Raw genomic sequence first — 21,223 nt, forward strand, 5'->3', positions numbered from 1 at the left:
GCAATGAAGCGAAAATTAATTATTCATATTGGTATGGGTAAGACAGGCAGTACGTCTATTCAAAGGACATTGAACAGAGGACATAATGTTCTTAAAAATGCAGGTGTTCATTACCTTGGCTTGATGCTTGAAAATGCGCCGAATAGGAAGTTCTACCACTGGCAAGTAGATTCAGGTTGGGCTACCTATTTGCAAATGGAAAATGGAACAGCTAATGAGCAGCTAGCTAGTGCGCTAATGGAAATTGATCAGCAATTACCAGCTGATATACACACATTAGTGTGGTCCAATGAATCTTTGTTTGACAGTCCTAACCGTGTTCGAGGGGCTATTGAGGCGGTCATTGATCGTTTTGAGATCGAAATAGTTGGCTATATTCGTCGCCCTGATACATGGATTACTTCAGCTTATCTACAGTGGGGAATTAAACATAAAACCTATGATGGCCCCCTTAAGCCTTTTCGGAACTGGGCCAAAACGATGAGGTATGTTGTAACCTCGAAGATAGAAATCTGGGAGGCATTGTGTGGTAGCGTCAAGTTTTTTAACTTTGATGCTGTTGAGGATATATCGCAACATTTTATAGCAGGCTACTTGCCTCAAGTAGTTGGTGAGATGGTTCCTTTGCGTGCAAATGAAACACCATCTTCAGTAGCTATGGCAATGTTTGCTTATTACAACTCGCTCTCAGAAGGGCAGGTGTTACCTAATGAGCTGGAACCTTTGCTTAATCTTAGTGGGGTTCTGAGTAAACAGCAGCCTGTGCGTGCATACAACAATTTATTGCCCGATGAAAAAGATATTGGTAGCTATCTTGAAGAGAATCAATCAGAAATTACACAAGTTAATGCCTTTTTTGATTCTCACGGTGAGCCTGCTTTTGACCTTTCCGTGCCAAAGGTGAAAGATCATGCCACAAACCAGCACGAGATCAACCGCGCGCTCTTGCAAATGATTAAGCATCTTTCGCTGGAAGTAAATGCTTTAAAAAAACAGCTGGCAGGTGTGAGGGCTGACAATGATTGAAGAAGCTATCGTGCATGTGGGTATGCATAAAACTGGATCATCTTCGATTCAAGAAACGCTAGGTAACATCCAGATGAAGGAGGTTGAATACCTCCTGAATCCGTGAAGCCGGCGCCGACACTTTCCCTATCACCGCCAGCGAGCACTTTTTGATCATTCGCCCCGTGCAAGTTGGCTTTCGCAAGCCCGTTATTGCCAAAACCCACCGTGCTGATCGGTGCTGACGGCCCGTTTTGTCATGCCTTTCCACCCGCCAGGCACGACATATCTGGCGATCGCGTGTCGCTTGGAACTGCTTGTGGATAGAGTGTCGCCGATTGACGGTCAGCATGGCGTTCCTCGTGGATAACGCAGTCGGCTCCGCAGCGTCTTGAGCACCGTCATGCGCCCGATATCCTGCCCGAAGTCGAGGATGATCTGCCGTGCCTTGTGAATCACGAGAGCCGCACGGTGCACCAACTCTTGTAGCACGGTGCGCAGCCGGCGCCGCTTGGCCGGGTGGCGAACCGGGCTCAGCTCGCCGGTCATGCCCAGCTGTCCCATCAGGCGCAGGATGTTGTAGGCCAACTGGGCGAGATGCAGGATCAGATCGTTGGTGGCGAACTTGCCGGACGGCAAGCGCTCCAGGTCGAGATCGGTCTTGATCTCGCTGTGAAACTGCTCATGGGTGGCATGCGCCTGGTAGCGCTTGATCACCGCCTCCGGCGCCTCGTCCAGGCTGGTCCACCAGCCTTCCAACTCATAGTCCGGTTCGAGCAGCAACTGGCCATCGCGATCGGCGGTGCGCTCGACCAGGCGCATCACGCGTTGGACGACGTATTCGGTCTTGTTGTCGTCGTGGATCGAGACGGTCTGCGTCCACAGCGCCTGGCGCTTGCCAGGACGCAGCTCTTCCCAGTAGTCCGCCGCCACCGCCAGCCAGGTATCTCGATCAGCCGTGGCCGAGCCACGCGGGTTCCATTTGACGACATAGTCGAGCCGGCGCCCCTCGTCGGCAAAGACCTGGCGTTGCTGTTCGAGAAGCGCCAGGTGCGCCTGGCTGTCGAAGCCGCTGTCCTCGCGTAACAGGATCGGTTGCTTGGTCAAGCATTGGGCGCGAGGCAGTACCCGCTCCAGGAAGGCGTTGCTCTCCTTCATGGTGTGCTGCTTGCCAGGCCGCAGTTCCAGACCCAGGCACCACCCTTCGTTGCCCAGATAGGCGGCGATCGGGGTGTAGCCATCGACCTTCTGGTAGGTCCGCGAGACGCCTTCCTTCTTCGAGTTGCTGTTGTCCATGACGAAGGTGTCGATGTCCAGGCAGACGTGCGTCGTCTCGGCGGTGATCGGTGCTTCGATCAGTGACAGCAGGGTCGTGGACCAGGTGGCGGTGCGCGCCTGCAGGTCGTTGGCGGCAAGTTTCTCCAGCCGCTGTCGCAGCGTCGCCGCGCTCGGCACCTTCTGCAGGGTCAGCAGTTGTTGGAAGGGCTTGTCGCGGCGGAAGTTCTCGACAGCGTCATAGTCGCTCATGCCCAGACACAGCAGGCCCAGGTAGCTCTTGATCACGTCACTGGTGCGCATGCCCAGCGTGGTGGGGAAGCGGCTGTCGATGCTGTCGACGCCAGCGATCTCGAAGCATTGCCCGATGATGGACAGCCCGGCGTGGCTGGTGAGGGTGCGGCGACTGGCGCGGAACTTTATGTTGGGCATGGCACTGTCTGGGCGAATGGCGATAATGGCTATATTGCCATGCAGGTCAGTGGGTTAGAAGTGCTTCCGGGGGCCGGTCTCACGGATTCAGGGAAAGGTCAACGGTGCCTTGATGCTCCTGGGAATGACCTAAACTTCCGTCAGCGTACTTAACCCAGCCCTCCCATCCAAGGACTCTCGTAGTCTTTCCTCTAAGAATACGAAGCAATTCCATTGCATCGGCATACCCGACGACTATTTCATCCTCTACCGCTGATCTGTTTATTATTTCTTCGTAGCTATACATGACGGGGACACATTAACGCTTAAGCACAGCGGCGCGAGTTTACGAGCGTCCGGCGCCCGGTAGGGCGCGAACTGGTGCGTATGGTTACGTGTTTAATCACGACTCCGCCTCCCGTGCTTAATGTAATAATGAGGTATCGCTACTGCGCCTAAAAGCACCATGTACGATATCCACCAACCTCGGTTTTGTAGCTTCCGAAGACCGCTATCACGAATGCAAACTGCCAGTGTGATGACGGACATTAATAGCACTACTACCCATAAAGCATCTACTATTCCCTTTGGGACTACCCTTTCTCCCGAACCCCAATAATAGGGCACGTTCATATTGAAAGCGACAATATATGCTACCGCCAAAACGATCGTAACAATCAGTATCGTCTTCTCAAGCTTACTCATAGATACACGTAACAGTGATTATACGCCCTTCAACATAACACTATTTTCATCCGCTGCAATTCTGGCGGCCGCCGCTTTCAGGTCCGCTCTCTGACTCTGTGCCATCTCGACAAGCTGGCTGGTCGGAGGCAGGTCTTCGAGCGTCACATCAAGCTCGCCGGTCACCCCAACGGCATCGGAGGGGGACACCCCGAGCACTTCGGTAAGGTCAATTTTTGATTGCTCGAGCTTTTGTTCCGCCGAGGCTTTTTGATTCCGGGCCCTGGCAAGCCCAATGACTGCGGTATTGAGATCAATCCGGGTTTGTTTACCCTGTTTTACGGACATTTCAACCAGGTCTTTGGTGCGTTGCATAAGTTCAACGGCACGGGTTGCGGTTTCCAACTCTTTCTGAGCCAGCAGTATCCGGAAATAGGCGGCCCGCACCCGCGCCTTGGTGGCTACCTTCAGGTATTCAAGCTCCTGTTGCCGGGACGTGAGATTACTCCGGGCACGCGACTGCCCAAGGTCGCCGCGATTACCCATCCAGATCTCCTGAGTAACCCTCACCCCATATTCCAGGGACTCGTCGGCCTGATCCGGGGCCTGACGGGCCCCCAACTCAAACTCTGGATTGCTCGGCGCCCAGCGGCTGGCATGATCAAGCTGTCCCTGCTGTATCGAGACCGCGGCCCGCCTCAAAGCCAATACCGGGCTATTCTCGAAAGCCATCACCATGGCCTGGTTCAGGGAAACAGCCTGGCTGGCTTTGGCCTGCTGATATTCTTTCAGCGACACACTCTCTTTTGCCTGGGCCGACACCATAGGAGAGACGGCCAAGGCTCCCGGAACTATCATCGCGCACAACAACAATCGTTTGTTCATTCAGTATCATCCTGGCTGTTTGACTGAGGTCAGTGAGTCAGCATTTTTGCGTGGGAATCTGGAACGACCTTACAGACAAACCTTTAATACAGTTTGAAATTCAGGCACCGGATAAGAAATGAGCTTTGGCGGCAGGGGGGGCAGAGGTAAGGGCGAGGATGTCGAGTCACCGGGCGTCAAGGCAGGCGCACGATGGTGGGTTCTTGCATGATAAATAAAAACCGGCCCGTCATTTGGGCCGGCTTTTTATTCTGGATCTGAATTGCTTGTGATCACTTGGCCGATCAGAAACTCCTGCTCCAACCCAGCCAGAACTTCGGATCATCCGAGTTGACAGAGCCAAGCGCGTCGGTTGACTCAATGTCCGCGTACTCCACGTTAACACTGAAAGAACCGAAGTTTCCCGCATCCTTTGTAACGTTGGCGGCGACGTGTGAATAACTTGCCTCGCCGACAGAAGCCTTGCCGTCATCAGCGAAGTCGTAATAGCCAAGCGTCACACCGGCACTGTAGCTGTCCTCCAGAGGCACCCCAACAGAGGCGTAGTAATAGGCATCCCCCTGCACGAACACCCCATCACCACTGGTGTCGCTGTTGATCGTGTAGGCCAGGCCGATGGCCGCAATGCCATAACTGATCTCGCCGTACAGTTCGCCGAAGTCGATGGAGTCCGGCGCGTCAGGATACGCATAATAAATGTACCCAACGTCATAACCCAGTTCTTCCACAGAGCCGGAGAATCCGGCATAAAGATCAAGCTCATAGCTGGTGCCGTCACCAAAATCGACATTGGAACCCCAACCACCGGCGTAGAAGCCCGACGCATGCTCATAATCCAACCCTCCCTGGACAGCCGCAGCCCCGTCTGTCTGGGTGACGCCCCGGAACAGATAGTTGCTGCTGGCGCTCACATTTGAGCTGACGTCAGCGCTAACAATGGCGGGCGCAGCCTGAAGTGCTGCAAGCAAAGTGATACTGATAAATCCGGATTTGGTGAAAAACTGCTTCTTCATAATGGATACCTTCGGTTGGGTTTCATTGCTCCAAATATGATTTAGCAAAAGTCTTGCCACATCTTATTTATTCTTGTTTATCATTATTATAGAGACAAATCGGCACATTCTGAGCTTGCCCCCGAAAAACGACCCAACACCTAGCGCCCCAGAACCTGTCACCGGCCCGGACCAGCGCCCTGTTTTGATGCATTCTCTGTAACCATTCTCCTGAATCCGTGAAGCCGGCGCCGACACTTTCCCTATCACCGCCAGCGAGCACTTTTTGATCATTCGCCCCGTGCAAGTTGGCTTTCGCAAGCCCGTTATTGCCAAAACCCACCGTGCTGATCGGTGCTGACGGCCCGTTTTGTCATGCCTTTCCACCCGCCAGGCACGACATATCTGGCGATCGCGTGTCGCTTGGAACTGCTTGTGGATAGAGTGTCGCCGATTGACGGTCAGCATGGCGTTCCTCGTGGATAACGCAGTCGGCTCCGCAGCGTCTTGAGCACCGTCATGCGCCCGATATCCTGCCCGAAGTCGAGGATGATCTGCCGTGCCTTGTGAATCACGAGAGCCGCACGGTGCACCAGCTCTTGTAGCACGGTGCGCAGCCGGCGCCGCTTGGCCGGGTGGCGAACCGGGCTCAGCTCGCCGGTCATGCCCAGCTGTCCCATCAGGCGCAGGATGTTGTAGGCCAACTGGGCGAGATGCAGGATCAGATCGTTGGTGGCGAACTTGCCGGACGGCAAGCGCTCCAGGTCGAGATCGGTCTTGATCTCGCTGTGAAACTGCTCATGGGTGGCATGCGCCTGGTAGCGCTTGATCACCGCCTCCGGCGCCTCGTCCAGGCTGGTCCACCAGCCTTCCAACTCATAGTCCGGTTCGAGCAGCAACTGGCCATCGCGATCGGCGGTGCGCTCGACCAGGCGCATCACGCGTTGGACGACGTATTCGGTCTTGTTGTCGTCGTGGATCGAGACGGTCTGCGGCCACAGCGCCTGGCTGTCGAAGCCGCTGTCCTCGCGTAACAGGATCGGTTGCTTGGTCAAGCATTGGGCGCGAGGCAGTACCCGCTCCAGGAAGGCGTTGCTCTCCTTCATGGTGTGCTGCTTGCCAGGCCGCAGTTCCAGACCCAGGCACCACCCTTCGTTGCCCAGATAGGCGGCGATCGGGGTGTAGCCATCGACCTTCTGGTAGGTCCGCGAGACGCCTTCCTTCTTCGAGTTGCTGTTGTCCATGACGAAGGTGTCGATGTCCAGGCAGACGTGCGTCGTCTCGGCGGTGATCGGTGCTTCGATCAGTGACAGCAGGGTCGTGGACCAGGTGGCGGTGCGCGCCTGCAGGTCGTTGGCGGCAAGTTTCTCCAGCCGCTGTCGCAGCGTCGCCGCGCTCGGCACCTTCTGCAGGGTCAGCAGTTGTTGGAAGGGCTTGTCGCGGCGGAAGTTCTCGACAGCGTCATAGTCGCTCATGCCCAGACACAGCAGGCCCAGGTAGCTCTTGATCACGTCACTGGTGCGCATGCCCAGCGTGGTGGGGAAGCGGCTGTCGATGCTGTCGACGCCAGCGATCTCGAAGCATTGCCCGATGATGGACAGCCCGGCGTGGCTGGTGAGGGTGCGGCAACTGGCGCGGAACTTTATGTTGGGCATGGCACTGTCTGGGTGAATGGCGATAATGGCTATATTGCCATGCAGGTCAGTGGGTTAGAAGTGCTTCCTGGGGCCGGTCTCACGGATTCAGGTACCTGTCTTTGGGGTCAGTCAACCACTCTGGTTTCTTGATGACGCTACTTTCTGATAGTCCACAGAATTATCATACTCATGCGCGTAGTGGTCGCAGTGCGGCACAAGTACAGTCGCTAAAAGAATCTTATACTCAGCGGCTACACAGTGCCTTAAAAAATACAAATGCTAAGAGAATACTAATATCGGCAGAAGATTTGTCCCGTGCTGGTGAGGGTGAGCTTGAATACTTGAAAGAAATCATCCTGGGATATTGCCAGCGTATTAAGGTTATCGGTTATGCGCGTCCACCTGTTGGCTTTATGCAATCCGCTTTCCAGCAACGCTTGAAAGGGGGGAGCAACCTTACCTTTAACCTGCAATCGTGTTATCCAAATTATTGTAAGCGATTTGCTAAGATGGATAATGTCTTCGGTAAAGATAATGTTGAACTGGTGGCGTTTAAAAAAGATTACTTGCATAATGGCGATGCCGTGCAGGATTTTGCCCACCGTATTGGTGTTGAGCTATTGCCAGGAGAAATTGCACGAATTAATGAGGCATTATCGCTCGAAGCTACTGCGCTACTTTATACCTTTCGTCGTTTTACCGAAAAGCCGGCAGGGTATGAAGAGTTTAGAAGAGATAATAATCGCCTGATTGCTGCTCTATCGGAAGTGGGAGATCAGAAACTAGTATTTGCCGATGCGGCAGTGGCTTCAGTACTCGATGATAACCGTGAAGATATCGACTGGATGTCAGCACGATTGGGTCAATCCATTCTTGATCAGCCCAGTGACTCTCCTCAAGCCATTGGTAGTGAGGCAGACCTTCTTAATATAGCCTACGAGAGCCGCTTAGCTCTCTGGGAGTTGCTGGAAAAGGCGGAGCCATTAAACCACGATACTACAGGTCTGGCCAGGTTGGTGGATCGTTTGCACACTCTATATGCCCGCGAAATACCCCCTTTGCAGTCACCTGGTTTAACTTTATTCAGCCGTGAGCAGATGGACGAGATAGCCTCTTCAACTAGTGATCCAGCTTCATTGCTCACTGCTCTTGCGGAAGCACTGACGACTAGTGGTGAGCAGTCTGCTGCACGGTCGGTGCGCAATGCCTGTAAACGCGTCTCTAATAGCAGCAAAAGGATAGTTTCACGACCTGCCACTGGAGGTAACTGAAGATGTCTCGGCTTATTATACATATCGGCATGCCGAAAACAGGTACCTCATCAATACAAGAGACTTTGTTTAATCTTGGTGTGTTGGGAGCGTATCGCTATGCGGATCTTGGGGTAGCAAACCACGGTGGGATAATTACCTCGGTATTCGCTGAAGACCCCAGGGCATGGCATGGGCATAGAGTGGCGGGGAGCAGCCCTAAAGATGTGGAGCGCTATTATCAAAAGGCGCTAGCCAGTCTTGATGCTGTTCGCAATGCTCATGGCCAGCAGATTATTTCCGGCGAAGGTATTTGGCATATGTCAGAGATGGCACTTGTTAAATTACGTGATTATTTTGCCAGCCACTTTGAATATATTAAGATAGTTGGTTACGTTAGGCCGCCTATTACTTTTATGGCCTCATCTTTTCAGCAGTTGGTTAAAAACCACGGGTTGTCAAAATTAAGTGTGGGTGCGCACTACCCACCGTACCGTGGAAAGTTTGAAAAGTTTGACCGTGTATTTGGAAAAGAGAATGTAACGCTGCGCCTATTTGATTCTAAGTGTCTGGTGGGGGGGGATGCGGTAGTTGATTTTTGCCAGCTATTGGGTGAATCGATATCACCAGAGCATATTCAGCGAGTCAATGAGTCTCTTTCGTTAGAGGCCACGGCCGTGCTGTTTGCTTATCGTCGTGAAGGCCCAATTTATGCTGCTTATAGATCGAAGGGGAGGGACAACAATAACTTGGTCAAAAGCTTGGTCGGTTTCGGATCAACCAAATTAAGCTTTGCCGATCCTTTGGTTGCTCCAGTGCTCGAACAGCATCGCGCCGATATTGAGTGGATAGAGCAGCGTCTTGGCCAGCCTATTATCGATCAAGGTTCTAAGAATGCCGAGGCCATTACTAGCGAGGCCCAGCTATTGGAAGTTGCCCTCAATCAGTTTGATGCACTAGAAGCCCATGTTAACAAACAGCTGGAGCAGGCAGAACCGACGCCGAAGCAGCTAGCCCACTGGGTAGAAAAGCTGCGCACTGTCATAGCGAGTCGCAATTCTAATGGGCAGGTACCTATTTATGGTAGCCAAGGCTTTTTTACGGAAGAGCAGATGGCTTTACTAGAGGACGAAAAGCTACGACCAGTAATTGCTCTCCGTGAGCTGGCACTAGGATTTGAACGGCATGGGCAGATAGATGAGGCCAGCAGCGTAATAGATGCAGCAATAACCCTAAGGCCAGATGCGAAAGGACTGCTGGCATTGAAGAAGCGACTAAATCCCTGAATTCAACTAATAAGTGCAGCACCCGCGGTTTCTAGTGCTCCTGAATATTCTCCTAAGAAAACCTGGGCTGGGGTTCGGTATCCCAGCCGCTTGCTGGGTCTATCGTTCAGCTTGTGAGCAACGCGTCGCAGCTCTGCATTAGTCACCTTCCGGAAGTCTGTACCTTTCGGAAAATACTGTCTAACCGGATTAAATCTGACGCTTTCTATCAAGCTACGTCACCTTGTGGCGAAGTCGCCGCGCAAGCAATGGTAGATCATCATGTAGCCAACGGCGGGGTATTACGCTACAAGAAGTTTGCCTACTTTCTTGAAAACATTATCGCACCTACTCAAGCTGGCCCAGACTTAGAAGCTTTGCTGAATGCCTACGCTAGCCATGTACGTGAAGGCTTACTCAGTTGCTCTATTGCTCCTCCTGGAGGCCCTGCGTCAGAAAGTACCTGACGCTCGCTGGTTAATTATCTCTGGTGGTGATCAAGCCGAGCTGCGGGAGGTGTTTTTCCAGAGAAACTTGGCAGATTTTTTGATGGCAGTATTTTCGGCAGCCCGGATACCAAAGATGAAATCCTTGAACGGGAGCTGGCTAACGGGAACATCACGCAACCGGCGCTGTTTCTAGGCGACAGTAAATATGACTATCAAGCTGTCAGTGGTGCTGGGCTCGATTTTTTGTTCGTTAGCGGCTGGAGTGAGGTTGAAGGTTGGCATGCGTGGACCACTGCAGAAAACATAAATGGTTGTCGCAATATCCACGATTTGTTGCAACAGTAATTCTAAGCTTACTGACCGTAATCCGTCCTGCATGCTCTTGTGATGGTGCACCTATTGCTGACTTTCGTTGCTGATTCTGCTCAGGACGTTAAGCGAATACGGTCGCTTAGTGAGGTGAGTCAATATAGGCGATGAGCAACACAAGCGTCTTTCTGATGAGTTCAAAGCTGAGACTTTTGTATAATCTCAGGTTTTATTTGACAGCCTTAAATTCGGGCAATATATTGTCCATAGGGCTTCACGAGATAGGCACGTTTAAATGCATTTCCGAATCCGCCGACATGTTGTTCAATTGGTCAGGATGACCTACGACTCCGCCATTAAGCGGGGTAGGGCTGAGGTGGTGGGCAGCGTTAAGCTTGTTGATCCCGTACTTCCTGATGCACTGCGAGAAAAATTGACAAGTGCTGAGCAATTAGAGTTTGAAGCTTGGCTTGGGACACGCCACCGTACTGATCAGCTTAAGCAAGAACTGGCGGCATTAACGCTCGCTGAGCAAATGGCGCAGGCGCAACGTTGGTTTGAACGGCAGGGAGAAAACCAAGAGGAGGCACAGCTTGTGGCGGATGGACTGCTGCGCAGCTGGCAGCCTTTACGTAAAGTGCTTAAACAGCACGGCCTACTGGAGTAACTCTGATGTTTAACTTAAAAAAAGGGGATAAAGATATGATAACTTCAACTAAACCTGATGCTAACGATGCTGCCAAATCCAGCAGTGCCGCACAGACTGTTGATATTATAAGGGTTGAGGCAGAAGGACTTGTTAAGCGCATGGTGGCTTTAAACCCCAATATAGTGGGGAAGTTGCCTGACAAGCGAGTGCAGGCTATTGTGCGAAGCACTATGATGGCATTGGCGCAAGAGGTGAATGAGCGCGAGGAGGGGCAGCTACAAGTAAGTGGCTTGGGTCGCATCACCATCCGTCAGTTTGAGACAGAAAAAGATGGCTCACCTGCTACTGTAAAACGGGTCACGTTGAATCCTGCTAAGCCTAAACCTAAAGTGTAATAAGGTTGACCTTTGTTAAATTATTAGTTGGATAAAGCGAATTTTTCGCGCTAAATAAGCGGAGTTTCTCAAAAAAATGTGGTGCTGTTTAACTCCGCTTTTTTGTTTTTTTTGCTTAATTTTTTTATTAAACAGTCTGGTAACTAATATTACTACAATATAAGCTTAAGCTTCCAGGAAGGGAAGGTGCATTTCATATTGCAAGAAATTATTGCTTAACTAATTACGTAATAATTTCTGAGAGTGATAATTAATAGGCTGGTGATAACCAGGACGTTTCATTTATGCCCCCGATTTTTTTTGTTCATATCCCCAAAACAGCTGGCACCAGTTTTCGAAAGGCGGCTGAAGATTTCTATAGTGCATCAAGAGTCATTTACGATTATTCCCCTGGCTCTGAAGAAACGTCGCCGCTTATTCTTGAGTGGGTCTACGAAAAAAGCGATTGGCTGGGCTGCTACCATGCGTTAGAACAGGCGAATATTGCTTTTCTAAGTGGCCATGTGCATGCCAAGAAATATGTGCATCTATTTGGGATTGGCCAAACAGTGACTTTTTTGCGTGAGCCGGTGCAGCGCCTTGTATCTGAATACAATCACTTTGTACGCCACCATGGCTACCAGGGCGATTTAGCTTCGTTTTACCGTAAGCCGCAATTTATTAACCGCCAAACCAAAATGCTTCAAAAGGTGCCTTTGGAGGGCATCGGTTTTTTGGGGTTGACGGAAGAGTACGAGGCCAGTTTGGCTATTCTTAATAAGATTTACGAGGTGGATATACCCTCGGTTGCTATGAATATGGGCCGTGAAGACACACAGAAGGGCTATGAATTGCCTGACGCTCAGCTTGAAGAGATACGCGCACTCAATCAAGATGATATCAACCTTTACCGTAAGGCAGTGAAGCTCTTTATTCAGCGGCAAAAGCTATTTGAAGCTGGCAAGCCTTACGTGCATGGTAAAATGCAGCCGCTTTCCGGTAAGATATTGAGCGGTTGGGCTTGGTATGCTGGCAATAACGACGCTGTGATGGTGAATATTCTTGTGGATGGCCAGCTAGTCGATACGGTCGAGGCAAAAGATCTACGCCCAGCGCAGTTGAGCCTCGCGCCGCCACGGCATGGCTATGTAGGATTCCAATATAGTTTTGCTAAGCCTCCGGCTAAGGGGACTAAAATTCAAGCCGTCGCGGCGGAAACAGGGCAGGTGCTTGGGCAAAAATGCGTATAATTGTTTATGAAATTTCGTTCCAAATGTAAGTAAATTTAATGCTTTTGTAAGTCAATGGTACGCAATGTATGGAAGCTTATGCGCCAGTTTAATATGACGAGTACCCTGTGAATTTTTTTGTCTGTACACCCCGTTACAAGCCCAACAGCCAATTACGGCGGCTAAGCAAGGATGTTAAATATGAGTGGCTATCGACCGGGGTTGATCCGCAATTCAAGTTATTAAATAAACCGCTGTTACCGGGTTGGCACATGCTTGAAATAGCCATGGTGCACGACCAACCCAGTGCTGCCGTAAAACTGTATGTGGACCGTGGTGACGGCTTTCATGAAGACAACTGTGTTTACCTGCCGCTAAAAACCGGAGTGGTCACCAAGCGCCTGTTTTGGATGTCTACCAAAGTGCGCGGCCTGCGACTAGACCCCCTTGAAAGTGAAGGCCGCTTTGCTATTAAACACCTGCGTTTTTCCTGGCTAACACCGTGGTTTGCCCACGACCGTTTAGCCCAGCGGTTAGTCAATATGCACTTCAAGTGGCGCGATATGCCGCCCAAAAAGGTGATTGGGGAGCTTAAGCGCAAAGCGGCTGCTTCCCATCGTCACTGGCGTCATGTTGCCCTTGAGACCTACGAAGCGACTTTTGAGCGTTTTTCTGCGCAACGCAGTTATGCCGATTGGCTAGATCAGCAACCCGCGCTAACCTCGGAAGTAGTGAGTGAACGGTTGGCGCAACTGTCGTTCACGCCCTTAGTGTCCATCCTGGTGCCGGTTTATAACCCTTCACTTGAGCACTTAAAAAGCTGCTTGGATTCGGTGCTAGCGCAGCACTACCCGCATTGGCAGCTGTGTATTGCGGATGATGCATCGACAAACCCTGGTGTGGCCGCTTTATTAGCGGAGTATGTTGAGAAAGATCGACGCGTTAACGTCGTTAGCCGTAAAACCAACGGGCACATTTGTGCGGCCAGCAACAGCGCCCTGGCGCTGGCAAACGGGGAGTATGTGGCGTTATTGGATCATGACGACTGCCTGACCCAAGACGCGTTACTGGCCATGGTGACGGCCATCAATGAGCATCCCCGCGCGCGCTTTTTATATAGTGATGAGGATAAAATCGATGAGGATGGCTATCGTTTTGATCCTCATTTCAAACCAGGCTGGAACCCTGATTTATTATTGGCTCAAAACTATATCTCTCACTTGGGGGTATATGAAACGGCGCTTGTGCGCGAGGTGGGTGGTTTCCGGGAAGGGTTTGAGGGCAGTCAGGACCACGACCTTGTGTTACGCATTAGCGCCGGCTTGCAAGCTGATCAGATCTTCCATGTTCCCCAGGTGCTTTATCACTGGCGTTCGGTGGTGGGCTCTACCGCCAAAGAGAGTTCAGCTAAAAGCTATACCACTGAGGCGGGGCTTAAAGCGGTATCCGACTATGTGGCGGCGCATCATAGCGGCGCCGAGGTAATCCCAGGCAATTATGCCAATACCTATCGGGTTCGCTGGCCGCTTCCTTCGCCACTGCCATTGGTTAGTTTGATGATACCTACGCGTGACCGGGTTGAGATCCTCAAGCCGTGCGTTGAGGCTATTCTGTCGCGAAGTGATTACCACCATTTTGAGCTGCTGATTCTGGATAACCGCAGCACCTGCCCCCATACCCTTGCTTACATGCAAGAAGTGCAGGCACGAGACCCCCGTGTGCGCGTACTGCGTTGGGAGCACGCGTTTAACTATTCGGCGATTAACAACTTTGGCGCGCAGCACGCCAATGGTGAGATTATCGGCTTGGTCAATAATGATATTGAGCCGATTAATGAGAGCTGGCTTACCGAAATGGTGCGCCAAGTGTCCCGGCCTGAGATCGGTTGTGTGGGGGCCAAACTCTATTACCCGAACGATACTATTCAGCATGCCGGGGTCATCCTGGGGATTGGAGGTGTCGCTGGGCACGCCCATAAGTATTTTACGCGCAGTGCTCACGGCTATTTCACCCGGTTGCATGTTGCTCATAATCTTTCGGCGGTGACGGGGGCCTGTTTGCTGGTTCGCCGCGCTGTGTTTGATGAGGTTGGTGGGTTTAATGCTACACATCTTAGTGTGGCGTTTAATGATGTGGATTTTTGTCTTAAGGTTAGAGAAGCTGGTTACCGTAATTTATGGACACCTTATGCGGAGCTTTATCATCATGAATCGATATCTCGCGGGGCTGATGACAATGCTAAAAAGCGTGCTCGCGCGGCCGCCGAGGTGGCCTTTATGCGCAAAACCTGGGGAGAACAGTTAGATAACGACCCTGCATATAACCCTAATTTAACGCTTATACATGAAGATTTTTCACTGCGTTAAACGTTTTTTGTGTCACGGTAGTGATATCGACATTATTGAGCGTTTTTATAGGGAATAGGGATGCTCATACTGCTTGAGTGTAAAAAGGATAAATAAAGGGCCAGTGTATTGATTGAATATGATCAAGAACAGCAGGGAACGCAGCAGGGCCGATGGATTATGCTGGTGGACCGTGTTCGTCCAACAGAGGATATTTATTTTTTAGTCTCGGTAGCGCCGGTACTGAGAAATCAGGGGATGTATGTCAAAGAAATTGATACGCGGCGAAACTGGTGCCCTTGGTGGCGCTCTGCTGAGTTGCCCAGCTTGTTTGAAGGCGCCAACGTGCTTATATGCCGTTCTCTGCCCCGCGCTTGGTTACACTGGTTGTTTCAGCATAAGGCTATCATCGGGCGGATTATTTATTTAATCGACGATAATATAGAAGCGGCTAGTAATGATACCACCTTGCCGATCGCTTATCGTCGGCGCATGAGGCGTGTGGCCAAGCTACAGCCTTCGATGATCGCACTCGCCGATGAGGTTGTGACGCCCAGTCAGCAGTTAGCGGAAACGTTAAGACTTAAGCATGCTCATGTCTCTGTTTTGCCCCCGCCGTTGCTTGCCCCTCTGCCACCTTTGCTCCATTTTAAGGAGCCGCCTAACGAAACCAGACCCTGGCAAGTGGGCTTTCATGGTACTCGCTCACACGTGGCTGATTTAGCGCAAATTGCTCCCGCTATTATCCAACTGCATGACCAGCGCGAGGATGTCATGTTCGAGGTGATGTTGGGTGAGCACACGCCCGAAGCGCTCAAACTATTGCACCGCTGTGTTACGCCAGCCCCACTGCCGTGGAAAGCCTTTCATGAATATCAGCGTCAGCGGCGAATACATATAGGCTTGGCACCGCTGCTACCCACTGCGTTTAACCGCGGGAAATCTTATATTAAGTTTTTGGATATTGCGGCGATGGGAGGGGTGGGCATTTTTAGCAATCGTTACCCTTACGATGAAATCATAGAGCACGGCGTAGATGGCCTATTAGCGGATGACGATCCCGCCGACTGGCTACACTGTATGCAGGTGTTGCTTGATGACCCAGAGGCGACCTTAGCCATGGCAAGGGCGGCGGCTAAAAAAGCCGCTGCCATCGGTCACCATCAGCATGCACTCTCCTTCTGGCTAGCACGTAGTACCGCCATTTCTCACTCACCGAGTACGGGTTCCTAAGTATAACCACGTTTCTCTAGAGCTTATCCTCGAAGTTGCCTACAATGATGTGCGCGATCTGCGCACAATTTCGAGGCATTCTTAGTCTTTGTTGCGTTTATTAGGGTGCTGGCTGAACAATCTGGGTAACATGTGTTCTCAGTGGTGGTAACGATGCTGTGAATACTGGTTTACAGGTGTGCAATTTGAATACAGTTAGGCCCAGAGGGTTTTATGGTTGAGTTGCAACGTAACAGCTGTTTCGATGCAGCAATTATTATACCGCTGCGCGCTAAAGCGGTTCGGCAGCCTGAAATGGTGCGTTTAATTCAGCTAGTGGAAACGCTGCCTGAGGGCTATGAGGTGATCATCGTCGATGATGGCAGCCCTCAGGCTGTTAAGCAGTGGCTCACCCATTTGGTCGAGGAGTGGCAGCACCATTCGGGTGGCCATACTCGCCGCTTTAAGCTTGTTTCCCTTGCTACCCGCTTTCGCCGCTTTTCGCTAGCCCGCGCACGCAATGCGGGGGCACGGGCAGCGGCAGCGCCCGTCGTGTTGTTTCATGATGTGGATTTTCTGGCGGCACCTTCTGTCTATCAACGTCTTCTACGGCATATTAAAACGCAGCAGTTGGCCGCTAAGCCTGAAAACTTTTTTTGTGTACCCGTGGCCTTTCTTACGGAAGCTGCAACGGTACATTTTATGCAGGCATTTAAACGCCATCAGGAAGCGTGGTGTTTCCGTGATCGGCGTCAGTTACCTTTGGAAAGTTTGCAGTTCCTGGTTCAGGGCAGTTCATGCATTGTCATGAACCGCAAAGACTTGCTGAGTATCGGTGGCCACGATGAGGGGTTCAAAGGCCACGGCGCAGAAGATTTCGAGCTACTTCACCGGCTAGCATGCCGTTTTCCCATCGCTGAAAAGCCACCAGAGTATGAGCGCAATATGGGCAGCGGCACTGTCACAGAGTACCGTGGTTTTCGTGCCTACTTCGCGTTATATGGCGAGCAGTGCCGCCAAGCAGGATGTACGCTAGTACACTTATGGCACCCCAAGCGTAAAGGGTTTGGTTACTATCGTCATAAGCAAAACTTTAAACGCTTACAGCAGGTGATGACCAATCAATTACCTGTTGAACGCCGGCCTCCTACTATTTCGCCCGCCGTTCTGTTGGATGAAGCGACTCATGGTTGATGTTTCGCTTACCTATTTAGTCCTAGCACACAACAGCACCGAACGGGTGGCGCGCTTGGTTGATCAGCTGTTGGCGCAGGATCTTAGTGGGCGGGTGATTATTCACTTTGATAAAAAATCGGGTGAGGCGCCCTATCAGTGGCTATGTGAACGGTACCATTCGCAAGCGCGCTGCTATGTTTTACCGCAGCGGGCGTACTGTGGTTGGGGGCAATGGAGCCTGGTAGATGCCACGTTGCGAATGCTCCGCCATGCCCAGTCAACCTGTAAAACCGATTATTATTACCTAATGAGTGAGTGCTGTTACCCCACGCAGTCGCTCAGTGCCCTGAAAAGCTATTTGGTAGCAAATAAGGGTACGAATTTTATTGAATGCGAAGATAGCCGCTGGATAAAAGGGGGGATCCGAGAGGATCGCTACCTGTATCGCCACTTTCTCAATAAGCGGAATTACCCACGCCTACATCGTTGGACATATAAAGTGCAAAAATGGCTGGGGCTGAAGCGAAAAGTGCCTCAAGACCTAACTATCCGTTTTGGCAGCCAGTGGTGGTGCCTAACACAGGAAGCTGTAGCGTATGTACTGGAGCAAGAGCCCATCTATCGCTCTTTCTTTAAATGGGTATGGATACCTGATGAATGTTTTTTACAAACATTTATTTATAAAAAAGAATTTAAGAATTTAAGTAAGCCATTAACGTATTATACTTTTTCAAGTACAGGTGAGGCTGCTACCTTCTCGACGGTTTCAGGTTCCTATCCTGGTTTCTTCTTTTTAAGAAAATTAAAGTAAGAGTCAAATGATTTTATTTAGCAAACGAAAAATTGAAATGGCTAACTTTGATAGATGTGAGGACAAGGTTTTCTTGTTTGGAGACATTTATGTAAAAATTTATATTTATGATATCAGTAAGGCATTAGTTTTTGCTTTTGCAGGTGCTGGGCATAGTGTGACAAGAGAAGACGTGATGAATGAAGTATCTCCGTGGGGGTATGATTATTTAAAAAAGAAAGGCTTGAATGTGATTGGGTTTACCAATATTAAAGGAAGTTATAATTATTATAGGGATGCTGTTTTTTTTAAATGTCTTAAAGAACTTGCGAAAAAACTGCCTGATTTTAAAGAAAGGCTAGCGTATGGCGGCAGTATGGGAGGATATGCTGCTTCAGCATTTTCCAATGTACTTGGTGTCGATCGGTTGCTGTTGCTAAATCCAATCTCGACGCGAAACAAAGAAATAGCATCATGGGATTATGAAGCGAAAAGGGCACTCAGCTCTTTTCACTTTGATTGGAAGGGAGAGTTCGCTGATGGAGCAGACACGAATGCTTGTGGGTATGTAGTTTATGACCCGCTCTACGAGCTCGATAAAAAACATGCTATAAGATATTCGACCCTTGAAAAACTAAAGGTACCTGGCCTTGGCCACTCGATAGCAACGTATCTTCATGAGATGAAGATGCTTAATTGGCTTGTTGATTCATTTATTGAAAATTCAATTGATATAGAGAAGTTTCATGAGCTTGCGCGTAGGAAAAGAAAAATTAAGCGTTACTATGATTGGATGCTGAGTGACGAGAATAAGTATTTAACGGATAGAAGAGCCAAGGTTTTTTTGCGCCATTGCAACTCTCTCTTTTCAAAAGGAAAAACGTCTGAAAGATTGTCTAATGCGGATGTGGAAATGGCAATGTCTATTGCAGATATTTTGTCCAAGACTGACTTGGTTGACTCTATCAAATTCTTAAAGATAATACACGGCAATCGACCCGACATAAAGGCTGTTAGATTAAAAATACTAGAGTATAGAAGTCTGATTAAAGTGCTAGAATGAAGTAAAGCAGTCTCTTTTGGGATGCGGCTTTTAAAAGTATTTTGGATTTCATGTTGGGAGTTAAGTTTTGAATATTGTTCTTATCGGTGGTGCCGGTGCGCCCAATTACGGTGATGAGTTGATTGTTAAAGGTTGGATAGACTTTTTCAAAGAGCATCTACCTGGGTCAACGGTTACGTTATATGAAAATATAGCGGATAAAGAAAAGAAACTACACGGTGAAACAAGAAATATTAAATTTAAAGATGACTTGGTTAAAGTGGCCAAAAGCTTCTCTGAAATAGGTTTTTGGGAACAGGTGCTTCGGGGCTACCATTTTATCGATAATGGTGGCGTCGAGAAGTATCACCAATATGATCTTAAACCGTTTTTTGAAGCTGACATAGTTCACCTTCACGGTGGGGGGTATTTGAATAATTATGATCCTGAGAAGGGCTTTTACATCGGCTTTCTTGCTTCTTTAAAAGAAAAATACGGAAAAAAAATAGTCGCTACAGGGATCGGTTTTGGCCCTGCACCAGAGCCAAAGAAAGAACAGCTAGAGCTGCTAAATAACATCTTTGCACATTATCATGCTTTCGAACTACGCGATGTTGACAATTTTAGATGGCTTAAGAGTAAATTTACTAACGGTCATTTTGTTAATGGTTTGGATGATTGCTATTTGTATGCCATTACCGATATTGTCAAAAAGGATAATTCAAAAAAGAGGCTCTATCTTTCTTTTCTTGCGTATAATTTGAATAAAGTTACTTCAGAGTATTGGGATAATTTGCAGGCATTTTCTGCTACGTTTGATGAGGTTTTGTTTTTCGAAAGCTACCCTTGGCAGGATAATGAGGTTTTTGACATTGTTAAAAAGAAAATTCCAGCCGCCCAAAAGCTAGTAATTAAAGATTCGCTCTATAAAAAAATTAACGTCGGTCCTGATGATTTCGCTATATGTGCTCGCTTCCATGTGCACTTTATACTGGCTAGAGCGGGTGTTAATGGTATCTACTCAAAAGATAGCAAGTATTATAACGTGAAGCATCAGTCGATTGTTGACCGTGGATCTGACATGAAGTTTACTGATTTTGCTCAGTTTTCGCCCCCTGTTGTGACTGAAAAGGAAGCATATATTGCTCAGCAAGACGTATGCTTGCATGAGCAGAAATTAGGTTTCTGCCAATCACTTTATTTGCCATAAATTTTAGTAACTGTCGGGGCGATCATGTTTAAGATTTTTAAAAAGCAATGGAGTTGGTTAAGTGAAATTTACCCCTATGCTCGTGCAGCCTATTCCTGCGGAAAAAGTCTGACACGAGTTAAAAAAGGGAGTGCTAGTTATTCCACAAAAAGTATTCTTCTATTCTCAACAATGAAAAATGAAGGGCACCGGCTTGTCTTCTTTTTAGATTATTACCGTCGTCTTGGCGTTGATCATTTTTTTATTGCCGATAATGGTTCTACTGACAATACCGCTGCGCTATTGGCTGAACAGCCGGATGTTACCCACTATTATACTGAGGGCAGCTATAAAGACTCCAATTTTGGAATGCACTGGCTTAATAATTTGCTTTTCCGTTATGGCCGTGGGCACTGGTGCTTTACTTGTGATCCTGATGAATTTTTTGTTTATCCGCATATGGAAACGCGCGATCTGCGAGATCTTACTCAGTATTTGGAGGCTATAAAACAGGACTCATTTTTTACTATCATGCTTGATATGTACAGCGATAAAGCTGTTGCTGAAACTTTCTATGAAGAAGGGTCAGACCCACTAAACGCCTGCCCTTATTTCGATGGTTATGGCTATTCAAAACAGTACAATGGAAATTATCGAAATTTGTATGTGCAGGGTGGCGTTAGGCGTCGAGTGTTTTCTAAACAACAACCAGCTAGTTCGCCAGCATTGAATAAAGTACCTCTTGTTAAATGGAAATGGAACTATGTCTATATTTCCTCTATGCACATGATGTTGCCACGTCGCTTAAATCGCTGCATAGATGAACGTATGGTAACGGGGGCGCTGCTGCATTTTAAATTCATTAGTCAGTTAAATGATAAAGTAAAGCAGGAAATGATTGCTAAGCAGCATTATAACGATTCTGCTGAATATAAGCAGTATGGCGCTGTGATTGATCAGAAAGATATACTCTATGATCAGAATGTATCGGTACCTTTTAAAGGATGGAAAGATCTGGCTAAACGCGGGCTAATAAATTTAGGAGGTTGGTAATA

General features: G+C 49.2%; 17 protein-coding genes and 1 pseudogene. 13 read left to right on the forward strand and 5 right to left on the reverse strand.

Annotation, left to right across the window (positions count from 1 at the left end; translation table 11 throughout):
• Positions 1-3 precede the first annotated feature (3 nt).
• Entirely contained in the window at positions 4-1,026 is a 1,023-nt protein-coding gene (locus tag ACXUPB_RS07050) for a hypothetical protein (RefSeq protein ID WP_472956002.1), read from the forward strand.
• A gap of 324 nt (positions 1,027-1,350) precedes the next feature.
• On the opposite strand, the gene ACXUPB_RS07055 is transcribed toward ACXUPB_RS07050, so the two are convergent.
• The 4 genes from ACXUPB_RS07055 to ACXUPB_RS07070 form a co-directional block, all read right to left on the reverse strand.
• On the reverse strand, positions 1,351-2,712 hold the full coding sequence (locus ACXUPB_RS07055) for an IS1380 family transposase (RefSeq protein ID WP_074210231.1): 1,362 nt from the start codon (positions 2,710-2,712) through the stop codon (positions 1,351-1,353).
• A 702-nt stretch (positions 2,713-3,414) separates the two neighbouring features.
• A complete protein-coding gene (locus ACXUPB_RS07060) occupies positions 3,415-4,260 on the reverse strand; it encodes a TolC family protein (RefSeq protein WP_197746125.1) in 846 nt (281 codons plus the stop codon).
• A 284-nt stretch (positions 4,261-4,544) separates the two neighbouring features.
• Complete coding sequence (locus tag ACXUPB_RS07065) at positions 4,545-5,273, reverse strand: TorF family putative porin (protein ID WP_062363658.1); 729 nt, start codon at positions 5,271-5,273, stop codon at positions 4,545-4,547.
• Positions 5,274-5,713: 440 nt separating this feature from the next.
• Positions 5,714-6,907: a transposase gene (locus ACXUPB_RS07070; RefSeq protein ID WP_172416275.1), complete on the reverse strand. Its 1,194-nt coding sequence runs from the start codon at positions 6,905-6,907 to the stop codon at positions 5,714-5,716.
• 131 nt (positions 6,908-7,038) lie between these two features.
• Here ACXUPB_RS07070 and ACXUPB_RS07075 point away from each other — a divergent pair, with 131 nt between their 5' ends.
• Entirely contained in the window at positions 7,039-8,160 is a 1,122-nt protein-coding gene (locus ACXUPB_RS07075; protein WP_472956005.1) for a hypothetical protein, read from the forward strand.
• A gap of 2 nt (positions 8,161-8,162) precedes the next feature.
• Positions 8,163-9,425, forward strand: a complete 1,263-nt coding sequence (locus ACXUPB_RS07080; protein WP_472956007.1) for a hypothetical protein — start codon at positions 8,163-8,165, stop codon at positions 9,423-9,425.
• Positions 9,426-9,427: 2 nt separating this feature from the next.
• Here ACXUPB_RS07080 and ACXUPB_RS07085 read toward each other — a convergent pair.
• Positions 9,428-9,610 (reverse strand): annotated as a pseudogene (locus tag ACXUPB_RS07085) (IS30 family transposase); the annotation flags it as partial.
• Positions 9,611-10,457: 847 nt separating this feature from the next.
• On the opposite strand from ACXUPB_RS07085, the gene ACXUPB_RS07090 reads away from it, so the two are divergent.
• The 10 genes from ACXUPB_RS07090 (at position 10,458) to ACXUPB_RS07135 (ending at position 21,221) form a co-directional block, all read left to right on the forward strand.
• Positions 10,458-10,829, forward strand: a complete 372-nt coding sequence (locus ACXUPB_RS07090) for a hypothetical protein (protein WP_472956010.1) — start codon at positions 10,458-10,460, stop codon at positions 10,827-10,829.
• 5 nt (positions 10,830-10,834) lie between these two features.
• Positions 10,835-11,206 carry a hypothetical protein gene (locus ACXUPB_RS07095; protein ID WP_472956012.1) on the forward strand — a complete coding sequence of 124 codons (372 nt, stop codon included), beginning with the start codon at positions 10,835-10,837 and terminating at the stop codon, positions 11,204-11,206.
• 284 nt (positions 11,207-11,490) lie between these two features.
• Complete coding sequence (locus ACXUPB_RS07100) at positions 11,491-12,435, forward strand: sulfotransferase family 2 domain-containing protein (protein ID WP_472956014.1); 945 nt, start codon at positions 11,491-11,493, stop codon at positions 12,433-12,435.
• 251 nt (positions 12,436-12,686) lie between these two features.
• On the forward strand, positions 12,687-14,780 hold the full coding sequence (locus tag ACXUPB_RS07105; protein WP_472956016.1) for a glycosyltransferase family 2 protein: 2,094 nt from the start codon (positions 12,687-12,689) through the stop codon (positions 14,778-14,780).
• A 108-nt stretch (positions 14,781-14,888) separates the two neighbouring features.
• On the forward strand, positions 14,889-15,992 hold the full coding sequence (locus tag ACXUPB_RS07110) for a glycosyltransferase family protein (protein WP_246361974.1): 1,104 nt from the start codon (positions 14,889-14,891) through the stop codon (positions 15,990-15,992).
• Positions 15,993-16,205: 213 nt separating this feature from the next.
• The gene (locus tag ACXUPB_RS07115) at positions 16,206-17,165 is read left to right on the forward strand and encodes a glycosyltransferase (protein ID WP_052703773.1); all 960 of its coding nucleotides are present in this window, start codon (positions 16,206-16,208) and stop codon (positions 17,163-17,165) included.
• Positions 17,158-17,958: a beta-1,6-N-acetylglucosaminyltransferase gene (locus ACXUPB_RS07120; protein ID WP_472956019.1), complete on the forward strand. Its 801-nt coding sequence runs from the start codon at positions 17,158-17,160 to the stop codon at positions 17,956-17,958. The genes ACXUPB_RS07115 and ACXUPB_RS07120 overlap by 8 nt, the downstream gene beginning before the upstream one ends.
• A 7-nt stretch (positions 17,959-17,965) precedes the next feature.
• The gene (locus ACXUPB_RS07125; protein WP_472956021.1) at positions 17,966-19,000 is read left to right on the forward strand and encodes a hypothetical protein; all 1,035 of its coding nucleotides are present in this window, start codon (positions 17,966-17,968) and stop codon (positions 18,998-19,000) included.
• Between the two features lie 67 nt (positions 19,001-19,067).
• A complete protein-coding gene (locus ACXUPB_RS07130) occupies positions 19,068-20,189 on the forward strand; it encodes a polysaccharide pyruvyl transferase family protein (protein WP_472956023.1) in 1,122 nt (373 codons plus the stop codon).
• Between the two features lie 24 nt (positions 20,190-20,213).
• Positions 20,214-21,221: a glycosyltransferase family 2 protein gene (locus tag ACXUPB_RS07135; protein WP_350359591.1), complete on the forward strand. Its 1,008-nt coding sequence runs from the start codon at positions 20,214-20,216 to the stop codon at positions 21,219-21,221.
• The last annotated feature ends 2 nt before the right edge of the window (positions 21,222-21,223 follow it).

The sequence above is a fragment of the Vreelandella sp. DA03-1M genome, assembly GCF_055725665.1.

What these genes read in the sequence shown, in the direction of transcription:
- ACXUPB_RS07050 (WP_472956002.1), top strand. Translation starts at nt 4, where the DNA reads ATGAAGCGAAAATTAATTATTCATATTGGTATGGGTAAGACAGGCAGT.
- ACXUPB_RS07055 (WP_074210231.1), bottom strand. Translation starts at nt 2,712, where the DNA reads ATGCCCAACATAAAGTTCCGCGCCAGTCGCCGCACCCTCACCAGCCAC.
- ACXUPB_RS07060 (WP_197746125.1), bottom strand. Translation starts at nt 4,260, where the DNA reads ATGAACAAACGATTGTTGTTGTGCGCGATGATAGTTCCGGGAGCCTTG.
- ACXUPB_RS07065 (WP_062363658.1), bottom strand. Translation starts at nt 5,273, where the DNA reads ATGAAGAAGCAGTTTTTCACCAAATCCGGATTTATCAGTATCACTTTG.
- ACXUPB_RS07070 (WP_172416275.1), bottom strand. Translation starts at nt 6,907, where the DNA reads ATGCCCAACATAAAGTTCCGCGCCAGTTGCCGCACCCTCACCAGCCAC.
- ACXUPB_RS07075 (WP_472956005.1), top strand. Translation starts at nt 7,039, where the DNA reads ATGACGCTACTTTCTGATAGTCCACAGAATTATCATACTCATGCGCGT.
- ACXUPB_RS07080 (WP_472956007.1), top strand. Translation starts at nt 8,163, where the DNA reads ATGTCTCGGCTTATTATACATATCGGCATGCCGAAAACAGGTACCTCA.
- ACXUPB_RS07090 (WP_472956010.1), top strand. Translation starts at nt 10,458, where the DNA reads ATGCATTTCCGAATCCGCCGACATGTTGTTCAATTGGTCAGGATGACC.
- ACXUPB_RS07095 (WP_472956012.1), top strand. Translation starts at nt 10,835, where the DNA reads ATGTTTAACTTAAAAAAAGGGGATAAAGATATGATAACTTCAACTAAA.
- ACXUPB_RS07100 (WP_472956014.1), top strand. Translation starts at nt 11,491, where the DNA reads ATGCCCCCGATTTTTTTTGTTCATATCCCCAAAACAGCTGGCACCAGT.
- ACXUPB_RS07105 (WP_472956016.1), top strand. Translation starts at nt 12,687, where the DNA reads ATGCTTGAAATAGCCATGGTGCACGACCAACCCAGTGCTGCCGTAAAA.
- ACXUPB_RS07115 (WP_052703773.1), top strand. Translation starts at nt 16,206, where the DNA reads ATGGTTGAGTTGCAACGTAACAGCTGTTTCGATGCAGCAATTATTATA.
- ACXUPB_RS07120 (WP_472956019.1), top strand. Translation starts at nt 17,158, where the DNA reads ATGGTTGATGTTTCGCTTACCTATTTAGTCCTAGCACACAACAGCACC.
- ACXUPB_RS07125 (WP_472956021.1), top strand. Translation starts at nt 17,966, where the DNA reads ATGATTTTATTTAGCAAACGAAAAATTGAAATGGCTAACTTTGATAGA.
- ACXUPB_RS07135 (WP_350359591.1), top strand. Translation starts at nt 20,214, where the DNA reads ATGTTTAAGATTTTTAAAAAGCAATGGAGTTGGTTAAGTGAAATTTAC.